This is a genomic window from Stenotrophomonas sp. 63632_Sma, from assembly GCF_056482875.1.
Map to the genome: position 1 here is coordinate 4,608,977 of NZ_CM151220.1, position 16,613 is coordinate 4,625,589.

Annotated in this window: 11 protein-coding genes and 1 riboswitch; of the genes, 5 read left to right on the forward strand and 6 right to left on the reverse strand. The window is 66.6% G+C overall.

Annotated elements, in window-relative coordinates; all coding sequences use genetic code 11:
• Positions 1–78 precede the first annotated feature (78 nt).
• On the forward strand, positions 79–330 hold the full coding sequence (locus ACZK45_RS21390; RefSeq protein ID WP_005411656.1) for a GlsB/YeaQ/YmgE family stress response membrane protein: 252 nt from the start codon (positions 79–81) through the stop codon (positions 328–330).
• A 72-nt stretch (positions 331–402) separates the two neighbouring features.
• Here the strand turns inward: ACZK45_RS21390 and xth are convergent, their stop codons facing one another.
• The 4 genes from xth to ACZK45_RS21410 form a co-directional block, all read right to left on the reverse strand.
• The gene (xth, locus tag ACZK45_RS21395; RefSeq protein WP_478445238.1) at positions 403–1,170 is read right to left on the reverse strand and encodes an exodeoxyribonuclease III; all 768 of its coding nucleotides are present in this window, start codon (positions 1,168–1,170) and stop codon (positions 403–405) included.
• A 191-nt stretch (positions 1,171–1,361) separates the two neighbouring features.
• On the reverse strand, positions 1,362–2,771 hold the full coding sequence (locus tag ACZK45_RS21400) for a coniferyl aldehyde dehydrogenase (RefSeq protein ID WP_478445239.1): 1,410 nt from the start codon (positions 2,769–2,771) through the stop codon (positions 1,362–1,364).
• 184 nt (positions 2,772–2,955) lie between these two features.
• Positions 2,956–4,620 carry an MFS transporter gene (locus ACZK45_RS21405; RefSeq protein WP_049399160.1) on the reverse strand — a complete coding sequence of 555 codons (1,665 nt, stop codon included), beginning with the start codon at positions 4,618–4,620 and terminating at the stop codon, positions 2,956–2,958.
• A 98-nt stretch (positions 4,621–4,718) separates the two neighbouring features.
• Positions 4,719–6,146 carry a DcaP family trimeric outer membrane transporter gene (locus tag ACZK45_RS21410; RefSeq protein WP_071229448.1) on the reverse strand — a complete coding sequence of 476 codons (1,428 nt, stop codon included), beginning with the start codon at positions 6,144–6,146 and terminating at the stop codon, positions 4,719–4,721.
• A gap of 245 nt (positions 6,147–6,391) precedes the next feature.
• Between ACZK45_RS21410 and acs the strand changes: the two genes are divergently transcribed.
• From acs to mntP, 4 genes are all read left to right on the forward strand, one after another.
• Positions 6,392–8,335 (forward strand): acetate--CoA ligase, encoded by a 1,944-nt coding sequence (acs, locus tag ACZK45_RS21415; protein ID WP_049462254.1) that lies wholly within the window; start codon positions 6,392–6,394, stop codon positions 8,333–8,335.
• A gap of 121 nt (positions 8,336–8,456) precedes the next feature.
• Positions 8,457–9,122 (forward strand): response regulator transcription factor, encoded by a 666-nt coding sequence (locus ACZK45_RS21420; RefSeq protein ID WP_005420420.1) that lies wholly within the window; start codon positions 8,457–8,459, stop codon positions 9,120–9,122.
• Between the two features lie 168 nt (positions 9,123–9,290).
• Positions 9,291–9,662, forward strand: a complete 372-nt coding sequence (locus ACZK45_RS21425) for a hypothetical protein (protein ID WP_478445240.1) — start codon at positions 9,291–9,293, stop codon at positions 9,660–9,662.
• A 246-nt stretch (positions 9,663–9,908) separates the two neighbouring features.
• A riboswitch (yybP-ykoY riboswitch) is annotated at positions 9,909–9,998 on the forward strand.
• 88 nt (positions 9,999–10,086) lie between these two features.
• On the forward strand, positions 10,087–10,662 hold the full coding sequence (gene mntP, locus ACZK45_RS21430) for a manganese efflux pump MntP (protein ID WP_478057924.1): 576 nt from the start codon (positions 10,087–10,089) through the stop codon (positions 10,660–10,662).
• Positions 10,663–10,762: 100 nt separating this feature from the next.
• Here mntP and ACZK45_RS21435 read toward each other — a convergent pair whose 3' ends face one another.
• Together ACZK45_RS21435 and ACZK45_RS21440 are read right to left on the reverse strand one after the other, a co-directional pair.
• Positions 10,763–14,209, reverse strand: a complete 3,447-nt coding sequence (locus tag ACZK45_RS21435) for a hybrid sensor histidine kinase/response regulator (protein WP_110714185.1) — start codon at positions 14,207–14,209, stop codon at positions 10,763–10,765.
• A 172-nt stretch (positions 14,210–14,381) separates the two neighbouring features.
• Positions 14,382–16,529, reverse strand: coding sequence for a S46 family peptidase (locus ACZK45_RS21440; RefSeq protein ID WP_478445241.1), 2,148 nt, complete (start codon positions 16,527–16,529; stop codon positions 14,382–14,384).
• Between the last annotated feature and the right edge of the window lie 84 nt (positions 16,530–16,613).

Consider the following 16,613-nt stretch of genomic DNA (forward strand, 5'->3'; position numbering starts at 1 on the left):
GCGCCCATCACGCAATTCCACGACGGGTTCACGGCCGTGCGCGTCAACTGGTCACAGTTCCCCACCGGAGGTTCGATCATGGGCATCATCATCTGGCTGATCGTCGGCGGCATCGTAGGCTGGCTGGCCAGCATCATCATGAAGCGCGATGCCCAGCAGGGCATCATCCTCAACATCGTGGTCGGCATCGTCGGCGCGCTGATTTCCGGCTGGCTGTTCGGCGGCGGCATCAACGAAGCGATCACCATCCGCACCTTCCTGTTCTCGCTGATCGGTGCGGTGATCCTGCTGGCAATCGTCAACCTGTTCACCCGCAAGAGCATACGGTGATCTGAGGGTAGTGCCGGCCGCTGGCCGGCAGACGTTTCAGAACGGGCCCGGCAATCGTCGGGCCCAGTTCGTTCAACCCAACTGCACCCACGCCGGCGCATGGTCGCTCGGGCGCTCCCAGGTACGCGGCTCACGGTCGATGCCCGAGGCCACCGCACTGCCCTTCAGCGCGTCGGAAACCAGGGTCAGGTCGATGCGCAGGCCCAGGTTGCGGCGGAAGCCCGCGGCACGGTAATCCCACCAGCTGAACACACCGGCCTCGTCGTTGTGCAGGCGGAAGCCATCGTGCAGGCCCAGCTGCAGCAGCTTGTTGAGTGCGCCGCGCTCGGAGGTGGAGGTCAGGATGTGGTTTTCGTTCCACACCTCCGGGTCGTGCACATCGCGCGCGTCCGGGGCGATGTTGAAGTCGCCCATCACGATCAGCTTCGGGTGCCGCTGCAGTTCTTCGGCGATCCACGCATGCACCGCCTCCAACCAGCGCAGTTTGTAGTCGTACTTGTCGGTGCCGATGTCCTGGCCGTTGACCACGTACAGGTTGATCACCCGCAGGTCGCCGAAGGTACCGGCGATGACGCGCTTCTGCTCGTCCTCGAAGCCGGGAATACCGATCTGCACGTCCTGCGCCGGCTCACGCGACAGCAGCGCCACGCCGTTGTAGGTCTTCTGGCCGGCGAACACGCTGCGGTAGCCCGCGGCGATCAGCGCCGAATCGGGGAACTTGTGGTCCTCCAGCTTGGTTTCCTGGATACCGACGATGTCCGGGCCGAAGTCCTTGAGCCACTGCTCCAGGTGCGGCAGGCGGACATTGAGCGAATTGACGTTCCACGAGGCGATCTTCATGGGGGCATTCTACCCGGCCCAGGTTTGGTAGACGCCAACCTTGGTTGGCGCATGGGGTTCACGCGTGCCAACCCAGGTTGGCACCCACCGGAAGGGGCCGCGCGGGTTGGCACCTACCTTGCAGGCACACGCCGGCCTACAACCCCATGAACCGTCGGCAAGACCCTGCAGTTGCCGGCCAGCGGCCGGCACTACCGAAGCAGCAGCTTCAACAACCCCGCAATCTTCGAATACGGCGGCCGCAGCCGGTCGCTGGCTGCCCAGCGCGACTGCCACAGCACCGGCAGCCGCTTGCTCATCGCATCAAACCCGGCCCGGCCGTGGTACGCGCCCATGCCGCTGGCCCCCACCCCGCCGAACGGCAGGCCATCGGCAGCGAAATGCAGCAGCGTGTCATTGACCGTCACCCCACCGGCCACCACCTGGCCGAGGATGCGCTCCACCGTGGCCCGGTCATGGCTGAAGGGATACAGCGCCAGCGGCCGGTCGCGGGACAGCACGTCGGCCAGCGCCGCATCCAGATCCGGGTACGCCCGCACCGGCAGGATCGGCCCGAAGATCTCCTCGCGCATCAGGTCCAGGTCGTCCGGCGGGTCCAGCACCACGGTGGGCACCAGCAGACGCTCGCGGTCGGCGCGCGCATCATCCACCTGCGCCAACGGAATTACCGGCACGCCGCGTTCGCGCGCCTGCGCCAGATAGCCCTGCAGGCGCCGGTACTGGCTTTCGTTGATGATGCGCGTGTAGTCGTCGGCGCTGCTGAAATCGCCGTAGCGCTCGCGTACCTGCTGCTGCAGCGCCTGCACGAACTCACGCTGACGCACGGTATCGATCAGCACGTAATCCGGCGCGATGCAGGTCTGCCCGGCGTTGAACCACTTGCCGGTAGCCAGCCGCGCAGCGGATTTGTCCAGCGGGAAATCGCGGCAGACGATGGCCGGCGACTTGCCGCCCAGTTCCAGCGTGACCGGCACCAGATGCTCGGCGGCGGCAGCCATCACCTTGCGGCCAACCGCCGTCGAGCCGGTGAACAGAAGATGGTCCAGCGGCAGCGAGGACACCGCCGCCGCCACATCCGCCCCACCCTGCACCACCGCCACGCGATCGGGCGGGAACACGCTGGCCAGCAGATCGACCAGGAATGCACTGGTGCGCGGCGTGTGTTCCGAAGGCTTGAGCAACACGTGGTTGCCGGCGGCGATGGCGGTGGCCAGCGGCACCAGTGCCAGCGTAACCGGGTAGTTCCAGGGCGAGATCACCCCGACCACGCCCAGCGGCGTCTGCCGCAACTGCGCGCGCGCCGGCCAGAGTCGCCAGCCAGCGCCCACCCGCTGCGGCTTCGACCAGTGCCGCAGGTGGCGGCGCAGGTGGTCGATGGCCGACAGCACGCTCATGCCATCGGCCAGCTTCGATTCGGTGTGGGCGCGGTGGCCGAAGTCCTCGGCGATGGCCTGGGCCATTTCGTCCAGGCGCAGCTTCAGCGCCTCGCGCAGGCGGCGCAGGTCATTCTCGCGCTGGTCCAGCGACGGGCGCTGCGACTGCCACGCGCTGCGCAGGGTGTGCAGGATGGCGGGGAGCTCGGTCGGCGTGGTGATGGTCATGGGCCGACTATACGGCGTGCTGTGCAACGCAAGGGTAGTGCCGGCCGCTGGCCGGCAGCCCCATGGATCTCCGGCAGACATCGTGCATTTGCCGGCCAGCGGCCGACACTACCAAAAAGAGGGCCGCGGTCTGCACCGCGGCCCCTGAAACCCGGTGGGTGCCGACCGTTGGTCGGCACGCCGATTACTTGGTGATATCCACGTCCTTGGTCTCGCGCAGGAACAAGCCGCCGATCACCACCGACATCAGCGCGATGATGATCGGGTACCACAGGCCGTAGTACAGGTTGCCGGTACCGGCCACCAGCGCGAACGAGATCGCCGGCAGGAAGCCACCGAACCAGCCGTTGCCGATGTGGTACGGCAGCGACATCGAGGTGTAGCGGATGCGGGTCGGGAACAGTTCGACCAGGTAGGCGGCGATCGGGCCGTAGACCATGGTCACGTACAGCACCAGCAGCCACAGCATGAAGATCGTGCCGGCGATGTTGATGCGTGCGCCATCGGCCTTGGCCGGGTAGCCGGCGGTAGTCAGGGCGGTCTTCAGTTCCGCACCGAACGCATCGGCCTTGGCCTTGCCGTCTTCCTTGGTCAGGCCGGCGGCCTCATACGAGGTGACGCTGGCGCTGCCCACGTTCACCATCGCCAGCGAACCGGCGGCGGCGGGCTGCACGTCGTACGGCACACCGGCCTTGGTCAGCGCGGCGGTAGCCACGTCGCAGGAGCTGGTGAACTTGCGCAGGCCGACCGGATCGAACTGGAACGAGCAGGTGGCCGGATCGGCCACGACCAGGGCCGGCGAGCTGCTGCGGGCTTCTTCGATGGCCGGGTTGGCGAAGTGGGTCAGGCCCTTGAAGATCGGGATGTAGGTGACGGCGGCCAGCAGGCAGCCCGCGAGGATGATCTTCTTGCGGCCGATACGGTCGGACAGCCAGCCGAAGAAGATGAAGAACGGCACGCCCAGTGCCAGCGCGGCCGCGATCAGCAGGTAGGAGGTGGTGGCATCGACCTTCAGCATGCTGCTGAGGAAGAACAGCGCGTAGAACTGACCGCCGTACCAGACCACCGCCTGGCCAGCCGCAGCGCCGAGCAGGACCAGCAGCATCAGCTTCAGGTTGCCGCCCTTCAGGCTGTCACGGAACGGGGTCTTGGAACCCTTGCCCTCGGACTTCATCTGCTGGAACAGCGGCGATTCGCTCAGCTGCAGGCGGATCCACACGGACACGCCCAGCAGCAGGATCGAGACCAGGAACGGAATACGCCAGCCCCAGGCTTCGAAGGCTTCGTTGCCGAGGAAGTAGCGGCAGGCCAGGATGATCAGCAGCGACATGAACAGGCCGAGCGTGGCGGTGCACTGGATGAAGCTGGTGTACAGGCCGCGCTTGTCGTCCGGCGCATGCTCGGCCACGTAGGTGGCGGCACCGCCGTACTCGCCGCCCATCGCCAGGCCCTGGGCCAGGCGCAGGATGATCAGGATCACCGGTGCGGCGAAACCGATCGAGGCGTAGTTGGGCAACACACCGACCAGGAAGGTCGAGATGCCCATGATCAGGATGGTGACCAGGAAGGTGTACTTGCGGCCGATGCGGTCGCCGAGGCTGCCGAAGAAGGCCGCACCGAACGGACGCACGAAGAAGCCGGCAGCGAACGCCAGCAGGGCGAAGATCATGCCCGTGGTTTCATTGACGCCACTGAAGAACTGCTTGGCGATGATGGCGGCGAGTGAGCCGTACAGGAAGAAGTCATACCACTCGAAGACCGTACCGAGGCTCGAGGCGAAGATGACCTTCTTGTGGCCCTTGGTCAGGGTGCCCGCCGCATTGTGCGGGCTGGATGCAGTGCTGGACATGGGACGTTTTCCCTCTGTAGATGCCGACCTGGGTCGGTGGGTGCCGACCGTTGGTCGGCACACAATTCGGTAGGTGCCGGCCGCTGGCCGGCACGCTCTTAGAAGCTGTACTTCGTGGTGAACTGCAACCGGGTGATGTCACCCTTGTTGCCGTTCTCCACTTCGCGACGGCCGTACATCAGCTCGGCGCCGATATCGACCTTGGGCAGCGGCGAATAGAAGATGTTGCCGCGGATGCTCTGCACGCTCTTGGTCACCAGCGGGCCGAGGATGCTGTCGTTGTCGTAGTCGCTGCGCGCGTAGATCAGGTTGGTGCGCAGCTTCGGCGAGAACGCATGCCGCCAGCCCACGTAGCCGGCCAGCACGCCGGTCGGGTTGAGCTCGTCGCGGGCCACGTCGTAGGCACTATCGGCGGTGATGCCCAGGCCGATGTAGCGGGCGATGCCTTCGCCGCCGGTCAGCTGGTAGTGCAGCGAATCGCTGTCGCCCATCACCCACTTGCCGCCCAGGGTCAGGCCGCCGGCCACCTTGTCGGCCTTGGCGCCGGTGGCCTGGTTGTCGACCTTCAGCTGACGGACGATGCCGCCGACGCCGAAGGTGCCCCAGTTGCCCTTCCAGCCGTAACGCATCGTCAGATCAGGCAGGCTGCCGCGATCGGAGTTGGCGCTGGCGTTGGTCCAGGCGCCGGTAACCGGGTTGCGGGTACCGGTGAGCGTGGTGGTTTCCGGGTTTTCCAGCGCGACGCTGAAGCCACCCTGGGTGTAGCGCACCTGGGCCTGGCGCACGAAGATCACGCCGTCGGTGGGGCCGACGAAGTCGACCGCTTCCGGCAGTGCGGCCGCATCCATGAAGTTGGACCAGGTCTGGCCGGCCATCCAGTTGTTCCAGTACATGTAGGCGTGGCGCAGGGTCACACCGTAGGTATTGGTCGCGGTCTGGTTGCCCAGCGAGTTGCCGAAGAAGTCCATCTCGAAGAACGCACCGGCCTTGTTGCCCGATTCGCTCACGTTGTCGATGCCCAGGTTGAAGCGCGAGAACTTGGCGTGGGCATTGAAGTCGGTACCCGAACGCTTGCCGCTGCCGCCGGCGCCTTCCACCGGGGTCTGGCCCGGCAGGTACAGCGAGCGGCCGGTGGCGTCGTCGGCCAGCTGACCATCGCTGGTCTGGGTGGCGAGGAAATCGGCCTTGATGAAGCCGCCGATCTTGACCGTGGTGCCCGGCGCGGCGCCCGGGGTGATGGTGGTGACCTGGATCGGCTGCTTGCCCGCCGGCACCGAGGCGACCGGCTTCTGCTCGGCCTGCACCGTGCGGACTTCGGTCACCGCCTGCTGGGTCTGGCTGATCTGGGTCTGTTGCTGTTGCTGCGAAGACAGCAGCAGCTGGACCTGGCGTTCCAGTTCGGCAACGCGTGCTTCCAGCGCTTTCTCTTTGGCGGTCTCAGCGAACGCCATGCCCGGTGCGACCAGGGCGACCAACAGGCAGGCCGCCAAAGGTTTGCGCACGGCTTTCAACGTACGGTGGCTCATGTTGCCCTCTCTCCCAAGTGGCAAGGTGATGCCGCGCGTGGGGCACGGTCGAGCCGAGACTGCGGGGCGATTATGTATAGCGGCTATTCGCCATTGGTCGAACCCGGCCCTGCTGGGCGCTCACTTTCGACCATGGTCTAACCAGAGTGGTGACGCGGCCGGGGGTGGATGGGGCAAACTGAAGGGGATCGGTCGCTGCGATGCTGCGACCGCACATACAAAGTCAACGTGCAAGTGAGGGTGCCATGGCTGATATCTACCCCGTCGATCCGCAGTTCGCCGCCAAGGCACGCATCGACAAGACGTCGTACGAACAGCAGTACCAGGCGTCGGTGACCGACCCGGATGGTTTCTGGGGCAAGGCCGCCGAGCGCCTGGAGTGGATGCGCAAGCCGACGAAGATCAAGAACGTCAGCTACGACCTGTCCGATTTCCACATCAAGTGGTTCGAAGATGGCGAGCTCAATGCCAGCGTGAACTGCCTGGACCGCCAGCTGGAGAAGCGTGGCGACAAGACCGCCCTGCTGTTCGAGCCGGACGGCCCGGACGCACCGGCGCAGCACGTGACCTATCGCGAGCTGTACGAGCGCACCTGCCGCCTCGGCAACGCGCTGCGCAACCTCGGGGTCAAGAAGGGCGATCGGGTCACCATCTACCTGCCGATGATCGTCGACGCCGCCGTGGCCATGCTGGCCTGCGCACGCATCGGTGCGATCCACTCGGTGGTGTTCGGTGGCTTCGCACCGAACTCGATCGCCGACCGCGTCAGCGACTGCCAGAGCAAGCTGATCATCACCGCCGACGAGGGCCTGCGCGGTGGCCGCAGGATTCCGCTGAAGGCCAACGTCGATGCTGCGCTGAAGCTGCCCGGCACCAATACCGTGGAAACCGTGCTGGTGGTGCGTCACACCGGCGGCGCGGTCGACATGCAGGCGCCGCGCGACCGCTGGTTCCACGATGTGGTGGACAGCCAGCCGGCCACCTGCGAGCCGGAACGCATGAACGCGGAAGACCCGCTGTTCATCCTCTACACCTCCGGTTCCACCGGCAAGCCGAAGGGCGTGCTGCACACCACCGGCGGCTACCTGCTGTACGCGGCGTACACCCATGAAGCGGTGTTCGACCTGCGCGAGGACGACATCTACTGGTGCACCGCCGACGTCGGCTGGGTCACCGGCCACAGCTACATCGTGTACGGCCCGCTGGCCAACGGCGCGACCTCGCTGATGTTCGAAGGCGTGCCGAACTACCCCGACACCTCGCGCTTCTGGAACGTCATCGACAAGCACAAGGTGAGCATCTTCTACACCGCCCCGACCGCCATCCGCGCACTGATGCGCGAAGGCGAAGAGCCGGTGAAGAAGACCTCGCGCGCGTCGCTGCGCCTGCTCGGCAGCGTCGGCGAACCGATCAATCCGGAAGCCTGGCGCTGGTACTACGAGGTGGTCGGCGACAGCCGCTGCCCGATCGTCGATACCTGGTGGCAGACCGAAACCGGCGGCATCCTGATCTCGCCGCTGGCCGGCGCGATGGACCTCAAGCCCGGCTCGGCCACCCTGCCCTTCTTCGGCGTGCAGCCGGCGCTGGTCAACGCCGATGGCGAGATCCAGGACGGCCCGACCGAGGGCAACCTGATCATCCGCGATTCCTGGCCGGGCCAGATGCGCACGGTGTACGGCGACCACCAGCGTTTCATCGATACCTATTTCCGCACCTACCCGGGCAGCTACTTCACCGGCGACGGTTGCCGCCGCGACGAAGACGGCTACTACTGGATCACCGGCCGCGTGGACGATGTGATCAACGTGTCCGGCCACCGCATCGGCACCGCCGAAGTGGAAAGCGCGCTGGTCTCGCACCCGAAGGTGGCCGAAGCGGCCGTGGTCGGCTTCCCGCACGACGTGAAGGGCCAGGGCATCTACGCCTACGTCACCCTGGTGGCCGAAGAAGCTCCGAGCGACGAGCTGCAGAAGGAACTGGTCGCCTGGGTACGCAAGGAGATCGGCCCGATCGCCACGCCGGACCACCTGCAGTGGGCGCCGGGCCTGCCGAAGACCCGCTCGGGCAAGATCATGCGCCGCATCCTGCGCAAGATCGCCGAGAACGCACCGGACCAGCTTGGCGACACCTCGACCCTGGCCGATCCGTCGGTGGTGGCGTCACTGGTGGACGAGCGCAAGGTGCGCTGATGGTGTGACCGCAGGCGCAGGACGCGCCAGGGACGTGGCCGGGAGGAGGGACCCGGCCGTGTCCGACCCGTCCTGCACCTGCCATCACGTCGCTCTTTTCCCTGATCGATAAGCTCGACCCATGACCACCCTCCTGATTGCCGATGACCACCCGCTGTTCCGCGAAGCCCTGCGTGGGGCGGTACAGCGGGTCATCCCCGGCGTGCAGCTGTTCGAAGCCGACAGCGTGGAAGCGCTGTACGCGCTGGCCGACCAGCACAACGACGCCGACCTGGTCCTGATGGATCTCAACATGCCCGGTGCGCAGGGTTTCAACGCGCTGGTGCACATGCGCTCGCTGCATCCGCAGCTGCCGGTGGTGGTGGTGTCCGCGCGCGAAGAAGCCACGGTGATGCGCCGCGCGCTCGACCACGGCGCGCTGGGCTTCATTCCGAAGTCTGCGGATTCGGACACCATCGGCCACGCGCTGGGCACCATCCTCGATGGCGAGACCTGGGCACCGCCGGAAGCGCACAACGTGCCGCCCACCGGCAGCGAGGAACGCGAAGTCGGCCAGCGCCTGCGCGAGCTGACCCCGCAGCAGTTCCGCGTTTTGCAGATGCTCGGCGCCGGCCGCTTGAACAAGCAGATCGCCTACGACCTCAACGTGTCCGAAGCGACGATCAAGGCCCACGTCACCGCCATCCTGCGCAAGCTGGGCGTCACCAACCGCACCCAGGCCGTGCTGATGGCCGGCAAGCTGGCGATCGACGACGACGCCATCGTGCTGCCGCCGGAAGAAGACTGAAGGTAGTGCCGGCCGCTGGCCGGCATTGGCCTGAAGCCGCCTGAAATCGCTTCGGTAGGTGCCAGGCTTGCTTGGCACTTTTGCCCAGCCCCGCCGATGACGCAATCAGCTCTGGCGGGATGATGGATTCGGTCTCAAGCTGGAAGTTCCAACTTCCCGCCCGGAACGATGGACACCTGGACACTGATCGATACCGACGGCTTGAAGATTGGTGTAGTCCAGTGCTTCCGATATGAATCCTGGCGCGTGAGTGGCAGGTTCATGCCTGATCTCGGCTATTCAAGGTACCAGCGGCTCTTCGCCGATCTTGAATATGCAGCCAATGAGCAGTTGTTCACCCATGTCGACGATCTCGAGAGAAGCATCGCTGCATTGCGCATTCGTGCAGTGGGGCCCAGCGGGGAGGACGATCCGCAGCGGGTTGCGAATCTGCAGATCATGCGTGACTGGTGTCAGTTCCAGATCAGTTCAATGACCCGCCCAGCCGTTGAGCAACCTCTCGCCCTGCCCTCAACAGAATCGAAAGTATCCGCACGTTGATCGCTTTCGTTCGCGAAGGCTGTCCGGATGGTCCCAGGCCTCCAGGCATGGCACAGCACCATCAGGCACTGCTCCGGTAGGTGCCAAGCTTGCTTGGCACGCTTTTGATGGTGCACCTGCCGGCCAGCGGCCGGCACTACCAGGTACCGCTGCGCTCTCGATATAGCCATCGCTATACAAACCAGCCCTGCCTGCGCGTTTCGCTGGAAATGCGCCGCGCGTGAATCGCGATGCTAAGCTGCGCGTCCCCTTGGGGAGTAGCCGGATTCCTACGCAGGAATCGTCCACGTCAACATACTCGGCCAGTGCGCCGTGGCGTGGACAACCATGATGGTTGGCGAGACCAGCGGCCCGCGCGCGCAACGTCAGGTTGGGCGCGAGCGCAGGCCGTGCGTCCGTCCTCGCCCGACCTCAGCCGCCGCCCATGTCCCCCATTTCGATCCTCCTGATCGGCTTTGCCATGTCCACCGATGCCTTCGCCGCTGCAATCGGCAAGGGTGCGGCCATGCGCAAGCCGGTGTTCCGTGATGCATTGCGTGCCGGCATCATCTTCGGCGTCATCGAGGCGATCACGCCCATCATCGGTTGGCTGCTCGGCCGCGCCGCCCTGCAGTACGTCGAAGCCTTCGACCACTGGATCGCCTTCGGCCTGCTCGGCGCACTGGGCATCCACATGATCTACAACGGCCTGCGCCCGGACAGTGCCGACGAAGACGAAGACCCCTCGCAGCACCACGGCTTCTGGAAGCTGGCGCTGACCGGTTTCGCCACCAGCATCGACGCGATGGCGGTGGGCATCGGCCTGGCCTTCATGGACGTGCATATCGGCGTGATGGCACTGGTGATCGGCCTGTGCACGCTGACCATGGTCACCGTCGGCATCATGCTCGGCCGCGTGCTGGGCAGCATGGTCGGCAAGCGTGCCGAGATCATCGGCGGCGTGATCCTGGTGATCATCGGCGCGACGATCCTGTACGAACACCTGCACGGCGTGGGGTAACTTGCCGGAGGCGAGCGATTGCGTGGTTGCCGGCCAGCGGCCGGCACTACCAGTGCATCACATCCACGCATGGCGTGGATCTACTGCCAAGCGGCCGTCACTACTGAGCATCGCGCAGCGCGCCCAGGAAGGCGCGCAGCGAGGCCGGCTTGATCGGCTTGGTCAGCACGCGGTAGCCGCGTTCGCGCGCCATCCGCTTCAGCTCGTCGCGACCATCGGCGGTCAGTAGTGCGCCCGGCAGCGGGTAACCGGCCGCCTCGCGCAGCGCTACCAGCGCATCCAGGCCGTCCATGCGGTCGTGCAGGTGGTAATCCACCAGCATCACCTGCGGGCGCTCGGCGATCTTCTCCAGCGCCTGGTCGACGGTGGCCGCAGTGATCACCTGCACCTGCCAACGGCCCAGCAGCGCGCGCATGCCGTCAAGGATCTCCTCGTCGTTGTCCACGCACAGCACGCGCAGGCCCGCCAGCGAATCGCTGCGTACCGGTGCGGCCACCGCCTGTACCGGCGTGGCCAGCTCGGTGTAACCCGGCAGCGGCGCCACCCGCGGCAGGATGATCGAGAACATCGAGCCCTTGCCGACCCGGCTGCGTGCGTTCAACCGATGGTCGAGCAGGCGCGAGATGCGCTGGCAGATCGACAGGCCCAGGCCCAGGCCCTGTTCGCCCCAGTCGAATGGTTGCTGGTAGCGGTGGAACTCGTCGAAGATCTGACGCATATGGTGCTCGGGAATGCCGGGGCCGGTATCCCACACCTGCAGTTCCACTTCATCGCCGCGCTGGCGCACGGCCAGCACGATGCGGCCCTGGCGGGTGTAGCGCAGCGCATTGGCCAGGAAGTTCTGCAGCACGCGGCGCAGCAGGCGGCGGTCACTGCGCACCCACGCAGGGCGTGCGAACAGGTCCAGGCGCAGGCCGCGGCCAGCGGCGACCGGGGTGTACTGCGCGGCCAGCTCACGCATCAACGCACTCACGTCGAACTCGCCGATCACCGGATGCAGGCCGCCGGCATCCAGCCGCGACACATCCAGCAGGCCATCGAGCAGCTCTTCGGCCGCACGCAACGAAGCGTCCACACGCTCGGCCAGATGCTTCTGCTCGTCACTCACGTGATCACTGTCGCGCAGTGCCGAAGCGAACAGGCGCGCTGCGTTCAACGGTTGCAGCACGTCATGGCTGATCGCCGCCAGGAAACGGGTCTTCGACTGCTGCGCAACCTCGGCCTCATGCGAGCGCTCGGCCACGCGCTGTTCCAGCGTCTCGTTGGCCTCCAACAGTGCTTTTTCCGCGTGCTTGTAGTCGGTGATGTCGTTGTAGCTGGTCACGTAGCCACCACCAGGCAGCGCCTGGCCACGCATCTCGATCACCTTGCCATCGCTGCGGGTGCGTTCGAACACGTGCGGTGAACCGGCGCGCATGTAGCCGATGCGGCGGTTGATCTGCACTTCGATATCGCCCTCGCCCAGCTCGCCGCGCTCGGCGTTGTAGCGGATCAGGTCGGCCACCGGGCGGCCGACGTAGAGCATGCCGTCGGGGTAGCCGAACATGTCCTGGTAACGTCGGTTCCACGCGGTCAGGCGCATGTCCGGATCGACCACGCTGACCCCGGCGCTGATGTTCTCCAGCGTGGTCGACAGGATTTCGCGGTTGAAGCGCAGCTCCTGCCCGGCTTCGTCCAGCACGGCCACCACTTCGCCCAGATCCATGCCCGAGCCACGCAGCAGGCTGGTCAGCAGCAGGCGTGCCGACGCCGCACCGATCGAGGCGGCCAGCAGGCGCTCGGTGAACTGCACCCACGGCCGGTCCGCGGGCGCCGAGGATTGCAGCTCGCGGCCCAGCGACTGCGCCTGCTCGAAGAACGAACGCCGCGCATGGCGCTCGCCAACCACGCGCGAGGCCAGTGCCAGCAGGTCACCCACGTGCACGTGACCGGGCCAGCCACCGGCCACCGACGGACGCTCGGCATACGGATCGAGGAACGGCGCGGCGCGAAGCCGCTCGTCGACACCGGGCCGCCAGCGCGCAGACACCAGCATCATCGTCGCCGCGTTGACCAGCAGTGACCAGAAGGTGCCGTGGGTCAGCGGATCCCAGCCGGTCATGCCGAACAGCTGCTGCGGGCGCAGCCACTCGATGCCGAACGGGCCGTGCTGCACCCATGCGGCGTCGACCCAGCCGGCCATGGTCATCGCCGGCAGCAGCAGGGTGTACAGCCAGGTGGCGAAGCCGAGCAGCATGCCCACCTCGACGCCGCGCCGGCTGGCACCGCGCCAGTACAGGCCGCCGATCAGGCCGGGCGCGAACTGCGCCACCGCCGCGAACGCCATCAGGCCGTACGAGGCCAGCGTGCTGTCGTTGCTGCTGGTGCGGTAGTAGCTGTAGGCCATCAGCGCCAGCAGCAGGATCGCCAGGCGGCGGATCCACAGCACGCGCGAGGCGACGTCGGCGGCCTCCTGATGGTCGCCACTGCGACGCAGCAGCACCGGCATCACCAGATCGTTGCTGACCATGGTGGCCAGCGCGATCGACGACACGATCACCATGCCGGTGGCCGCCGAGAAGCCGCCCACATAGGCGATCAACGCCAGCGCATTGCGGCCTTCGGCCAGCGGCAGGGCCAGCACCATCGAGTCGTCGGCGACGCTGCCGCCGGTACCGAACAGGGTCACGCCGGCGGTGGCGATCGGCAGCACCATGCCCGAGATCAGCACCAGGTAGCCGCCGAACATCCAGCGCGCGCGGCGCACATCGCGCACGTCACCGCACTCGACCACCGCCACGTGGAACTGGCGCGGCAGGCAGATGATGGCGAGGAAACTGAGCAGGGTCTGCGAGATGAAACCCACCGGCGGCAGGCCGGTGAACAGCGTATGCACCGACTCGACCACCGCGTCGGTGCGGTTGCTCAGCCACAGGTAGGCGAACACGCCCACGGCCAGCATCGCCAACAGCTTGATCACCGATTCGAAGGCGATCGCCAGCATCATGCCGTGATGGTGTTCGGTGGCATCGACCTGGCGGGTACCGAACAGGGTGGCGAACAACGCCATCAGCAGCGCCACGTACAGCGCGGGATCGGTGAAGAAGCCGGTCGGGCCGGTGTTGCCGGTCAGCACCTGCAGGCTCATCGCCACCGCTTTGTACTGCAGGGCCAGGTACGGAATGATGCCGATCAGCGCGATGATCGCCACCAGCGCCGCCAGCCGCCGCGAGCGGCCGAAGCGCGAAGAGATGAAGTCGGCGATGGACACCACGTTCTGGCTGCGCGCGATCAGCGCCAGGCGCTCGATGATGCGCCAGCCGAACAACAGCAGCAGCAGCGGGCCGATGTAGATCGGCAGGTAGCCCACGCCGTTGCGCACGGCGGTGCCGACCGCGCCGTAGAACGTCCACGACGAGCAGTACACGGCCAGCGCCAGGCTGTAGACCACCGGCCGCAGCCACGGCCGGTCGGGGTACATCGGCCGACGGTCACCCCACCACGCCACGCCGAACAGCAGCGCGGCATAGGCAACCGAGACCAGCAGCAGGATCCAGCTGGAGACCACGCGCGCGTTTCCGTCAGGACAGGGGCCAGTAGATCACGACCGTTGGTCGTGAGGGTAGGTCACGGCGGTGGGTCATGGCGGTGGGTCACGACCGTTGGTCGTGACGGAGGCATCCATGCCCACCAACGGTGGGCACCCACCAAAGGAGGTGCGCACCCACCAGGAACCGGCCTTATTCCGCCGGCACGCCCATTTCCTTCAGCAGTTCCGGCGCCGGGTAGACCTTGGCCAGCAGCCAGCGCAGGTAGCGCATGTCCACGTGCACGGCGCGCTTGTAGCGCGGGTCGAACCACCAGCTGGCGCTGACCGATTCCCAGTTGCTGTCGAAGTTCAGGCCGATCAGTTCGCCCTTGGCGTTGAGCACCGGCGAGCCGGAGTTGCCGCCGGTGGTATCCAGGTTGGTCAGGAAGTTGACCGTCTGGGTCTTCAGCGCCGGGTCGGCGGTGCTGCCGAAGTCACCCTTGGCGATCGCGGCCAGCAGCGGCTTGGGCGCATCGAACGGATAGGCGTTGGTGTTCTTCTCGACGATGCCGGCCACGGTGGTCACCGGCGAGTAGGTCACGCCGTCGCGCGGATGCAGCGCCTCGACCTTGCCGTAGCTGATGCGCAGGGTGCGGTTGGCATCCGGATACACCGCGCGGCCCTGCTTGGCACGCCAGGCGAACAGCGCCTGCATGTAGGCCGGGCGCAGGCGCAGCTGCTCGCCTTCGCGGGTCTTGCTTTCGTTCTCGATGCGCAGCTGCGCGGCCACCAGCGGGCCAGCCACGGTGATCAGCGGATCGGCAGCCAGCGCCTTGCCTTCGCGCGCAGCAGCGAAACGGGACAGGCGCTGTGCCTCCTCACCCAGTTGGGTGCCGGCGTACAGGGTATCCAGCGCCGCTGCCAGCTGCTCCGGGGTACGGCCGAAGGCCGTATCGAACTCGGCCACGCGCTGCGCGTCCGGCAGCTGCTGGTAACGGGTCAGCAGGGTGGTCAGCAGCGCCTTCTCGACCTCCGGCGCGTAGCGGCGCTGGACCTGCTTGAGCACGCCTTCGATCATCGCCTGGTCGCGCTGCTGGAAACCACTCTCGCGCTGCGCGTCCGGCTTGGCAGATTCGATACGCAGGCGTTCCAGCAGCAGCGCCGAGCGCAGCAACTGGCTCTGTGCGGCGATCTGGTCCAGCAGCAGGTCACGCTCGCCCACCGCCGCACCCTGCGACAGGTTGGTCAGCAGCGCCTTGATGTCGCCCTGGTACTTGCGGTCGGTGGCAGCCAGCATCGCCGTCTCGTCGGCGGCACGCTGGGCCTTGGCGTCGCTGCGCAACAGGCCTTCCAGCTCACCGGCGGCGCGCTTGCGGTTGTTCTTCAGCGACTGCAGCTGTGAGGCGTAGCGGGTGCGCGCCTGCGCGTCCTTGGCGCTGGCGGCCTCGATGGTGTCGATCATCTGCTGGAACACCGATACGCGGCGCGGCAGCACGGTATCGATCTGGCCAGCGAATTCGGCCGCGGTACGGTGGCGATAGGTGATGCCCGGGTAACCGGCCAGCATCGCGTAGTCACCTTCCTTCGGACCTTCCACCGACATCTGCAGGTGCGCCGGCGCCTGGTAGGGCACGTTGTCCTTGCTGTACGCGGCCGGCTTGCCGTCCTTGCCGACATAGGCGCGCAGCAGGGTGAAGTCGCCGGTGTGGCGCGGCCACATGAAGTTGTCAATCTCGTCGCCGTAGTTGCCGATCGCACGCGGCGGCGCGTAGACCAATCGCACGTCGCTCAGTTCCAGCTGCGCGATGCGGTAGAAATCGGTGCCGTAGTACATGTTGGCCACCGAGCAGCGCACGCTGCCGTCCTTCTCGCACTCGGCCACGATCTGCTTGCTGGCCGCATCCACCGCATCGAAGTAGGCACGGCCGGTCTTGCCGCGCGCCTGCGCCAGCACCTGGTCGGTCACCTTGTCGAAGCCGACGGTGACCAGCACGCGGAAATCGGGATTGGCCGGGCGCTCGTCGGCGCGGTCCCTGGCGATGAAGCCACCATTGATCAGGTCATGCTCGGGCGAGCTGTTGTACTGGATCACGCCCATCGCCACGTGGTGGTTGGTCAGCAGCAGGCCGTCCGACGATACGAACGAGCCGGTGCCGCCACCGGCACGCACCACTGCGCTCAGCGGCGGTGCGGTGACATTGGCCAGGTCGGCCGGATTGCCCTTGAAGCCTGCGGCCTGCAGCGGCTTGGCCAGCTCCGGCAGCTGGGTCGGCATCCACATGCCTTCATCGGCGTGGGCGCCGGCGGCGAGGGTCAGGCCCAGGGCCAGGGCAGTGGGAAGGGCTTTGCGTGGTGACATGGGGCAATCCGGTACGACAGAACAGCCCGGGACCATAGCCGCTGGGGGCGGATGGGGCAACGGCCGATGGTTGGGGCCGTCGTG

Excerpts from the sequence above, each read along its gene's own strand:
- ACZK45_RS21390 (WP_005411656.1), top strand. The coding sequence starts at position 79 with ATGGGCATCATCATCTGGCTGATCGTCGGCGGCATCGTAGGCTGGCTG.
- xth (WP_478445238.1), bottom strand. The coding sequence starts at position 1,170 with ATGAAGATCGCCTCGTGGAACGTCAATTCGCTCAATGTCCGCCTGCCG.
- ACZK45_RS21400 (WP_478445239.1), bottom strand. The coding sequence starts at position 2,771 with ATGACCATCACCACGCCGACCGAGCTCCCCGCCATCCTGCACACCCTG.
- ACZK45_RS21405 (WP_049399160.1), bottom strand. The coding sequence starts at position 4,620 with ATGTCCAGCACTGCATCCAGCCCGCACAATGCGGCGGGCACCCTGACC.
- ACZK45_RS21410 (WP_071229448.1), bottom strand. The coding sequence starts at position 6,146 with ATGAGCCACCGTACGTTGAAAGCCGTGCGCAAACCTTTGGCGGCCTGC.
- acs (WP_049462254.1), top strand. The coding sequence starts at position 6,392 with ATGGCTGATATCTACCCCGTCGATCCGCAGTTCGCCGCCAAGGCACGC.
- ACZK45_RS21420 (WP_005420420.1), top strand. The coding sequence starts at position 8,457 with ATGACCACCCTCCTGATTGCCGATGACCACCCGCTGTTCCGCGAAGCC.
- ACZK45_RS21425 (WP_478445240.1), top strand. The coding sequence starts at position 9,291 with ATGGACACCTGGACACTGATCGATACCGACGGCTTGAAGATTGGTGTA.
- mntP (WP_478057924.1), top strand. The coding sequence starts at position 10,087 with ATGTCCCCCATTTCGATCCTCCTGATCGGCTTTGCCATGTCCACCGAT.
- ACZK45_RS21440 (WP_478445241.1), bottom strand. The coding sequence starts at position 16,529 with ATGTCACCACGCAAAGCCCTTCCCACTGCCCTGGCCCTGGGCCTGACC.